Origin of the sequence: Mesotoga sp. B105.6.4, from assembly GCF_002896535.1 — a bacterium.
Taxonomy (GTDB): domain Bacteria; phylum Thermotogota; class Thermotogae; order Petrotogales; family Kosmotogaceae; genus Mesotoga.
Genome location: NZ_JWIM01000058.1, coordinates 1 through 2,674, shown reverse-complemented (window position 1 = coordinate 2,674; position 2,674 = coordinate 1). Strand labels below are relative to the sequence as shown.

The 2,674-nt window shown below is 48.5% G+C and carries 2 protein-coding genes; both read left to right on the top strand.

From position 1 onward, the window contains the following. Window positions 1-387: 387 nt before the first annotated feature. Window positions 388-2,037 carry an ABC transporter substrate-binding protein gene (locus RJ60_RS11470; RefSeq protein WP_099830082.1) on the top strand — a complete coding sequence of 550 codons (1,650 nt, stop codon included), beginning with the start codon at window positions 388-390 and terminating at the stop codon, window positions 2,035-2,037. A 140-nt stretch (window positions 2,038-2,177) separates the two neighbouring features. Continuing rightward, window positions 2,178-2,674, top strand: a 497-nt coding sequence (locus RJ60_RS11465) for an ABC transporter permease (protein WP_258006293.1), incomplete at its 3' end; no start/stop codon positions are given.

Sequence of the window (2,674 nt, the reverse complement as noted above, 5' to 3'; positions counted from 1 at the left end):
GTGTTCTTATAGTTTTTCTCGCCACTGCTTGCAGTGACTGTCACCACGAAGTGGTATTGGCGAAGGCGAAGCCTTCACTGGCGTCGATGATCTTTGCCTTTTGACTGGCCTGCGCCAGCAGACTGGCTTTTGCTTTTCTCCTTATGGCTTTCTCCGAAACTAGCTAATGTTTCGAAATAGTATGTGTTATTAACTTTCGTAACCGGATCTAGCGTGAAATAATTGTATATATGTATTGTCATTATAGAATGCCGGCGGTCAAACAGTTTTCTCTTCGTAAACGCCCGTATTTGCACTTGATTGGCCTTGGCTGACTTTGGAATTGGATATTGAAGTGTCTATAATATTAATGATGTATCAAAACCTGTAAAAAAGGGGGGGGAACTAATGAAAAAGGTTATAGTAATCTTGACCATCGCATCACTGGTGATTTCAGCAAGTTTGTTTGCCACCGAAATAAAGAGGGGAGGGACCCTCAGGATCACCTCCATTAAACAGGGTATCCTGATCGAAAACTTCAACCCCTTCTCCCCAAATACCAACGAGATGGCTATCGGAGGTTTTTACGAGACTCTTATCTACTTCAATCCCATGACCGGAAGGATCATGAACTGGCTTGCAGAAAGCTATGAGTGGTCCGACGACCTTCTAGAACTGACTTTCAACCTGAGAGAGGGCGTTTTGTGGAACGATGGGATGCTCTTTACTGAGAAAGACGTTCTGTTTACTGTAGAACTGGGAAGAGAGAATAGGGCGCTAGACGTCGCAAGTCTTTGGTCGACGGGAGTCACCGGAGTTCGATCGGACAAGCCGATGACCGTCACATTCGAGTTTTCGGAGGTCGATACAACAATTATTCAGAGATTCTCCAGTGTCTTCATAGTTCCAGAGCACATCTGGTCTAAAGTCGATGATCCTCTAACCTGGATAGGCGAAGGAATCCCCGTAGGCACCGGACCGTTTATTCTGAAGGAAGGCTCATTCAGCGAACAGTCGTTCAGCGTGGTTAGAAATCCAAATTACTGGCAGATAGGCGAAGACGGTAAACCTCTTCCTTACATAGACGAAGTCCTTACGCTAACCACAACCAACGAGCAGGTTTCCCTAAGACTCGCCAGGGGCGAATTCGACTGGGCGGGCTACTTTGTTGCCAATATCGATGAGGTATTTGTAAAGGCCGATCCCGAGCACTTCAAGTACTGGCTTCCCGAAGGAAACCTCGTTTTCCTCAATCTAAACAACCTTAAGTGGCCCTTCGACAGCTACAATGTGAGAGCAGCGATAGCTGCGGCGATCGATCCAATAGAGATAACTAGAATAATGGCGAGTGGAGCCGTCCCTGCTTCGCTGGCCGGTGTCAAAGCGAGCTATCTCAGACTTGCAGAAGAGGGGCTCAAGGAGTACGGCATCGAATTCGACCCCGATTACGCAAGCTATCTGCTCGAGAAAGAAGGCTACAAGCTTAACAGGAACGGGATCTACGAAAAGGACGGCAAGGCCCTCTCGTTGAATCTCTATGTCCCGACGGGGTGGACCGACTGGATAATGGGAGCCGAAGAGGTGGCAAGACAACTGAAAGAGGTCGGAATCGAGGCTATCGTTACTCTGGCCGCCTGGCCTTCTCCTTACAAAGACATGATGTTCAACGGAAACTACGAGATGCTTTTCGGGATCTCCGTTACGGGAACCAGTCCCTATTATCAGTTCGACAACTGGGTACATTCAAAGCACTGGGCGCCGATTGGAGAAAACGCGGGTAATTACTACGGAATGCGTTACAAAAACGACAGGATCGACGAACTCCTCGACAGCTATAAGAAACAGACCGATCCACAGGTTCAGGATAAGATTATGGAGGAAGTTATAAGCATCTTCCTGAGGGATCTTCCCTCTGTACCAATGTTCTTCAATCCTGTGTGGTTCGAGTACAGCACAAGGAATTTCGTCGGCTGGCCCAATGCCGACAATCCCTATGCCGAACCCAGACCGACAGGCATGGACAAGATGCCCATCTTGCTTTCTATACACTTGAGGTAATTTGCTGGATATAGCTCGCGGGCCCTAGTGCCCGCGAGGCTTATTCATATTCACGAGAGGGGGTAAGGAAGGCTCGCTTTCCTCAAGAGAGAGACGCTTTCTAAACAGCATTGGCTTACTTCGCTAGAAAGATCGGATTGTTGCTCTTCGCCTTGTTTGTTGCAGTCACTCTGAATTTCTTCATTCCGAGAATGATGCCCGGTGATCCTGCGCAGGATCTGATGGACAAGATGCAAGGTGTTCCTCTAGAATCACTCGAAGCAATAAGGGCTGCCTTTGGCGTCGATTCGTCCGATCCGTTGCTTGTCCAGTACGGAAAGTATCTTCTTAACCTCCTTAAGGGCGATCTGGGTATCTCTATCTCAAGATTCCCGACTCCTGTCTGGAGAGTATTGCAGGTCGCCGTACCCTGGACAGTTGGGCTGATGGGTACGGCTACGATAATCAGCTTCTTTCTCGGCACGATAATAGGTATAGGCGTTGCGTGGAAACGTAACACGAAGCTCGCTTCCTTCACTGTCGGACTCTTTATCTTCGTGCGTTCCTTTCCATATTTCTGGCTCGGGTTGCTGCTGATATACTTTCTGGCTTTCAGGCTGCCGATATTTCCCCTCGGAAACGCCTACACACCGCAGCT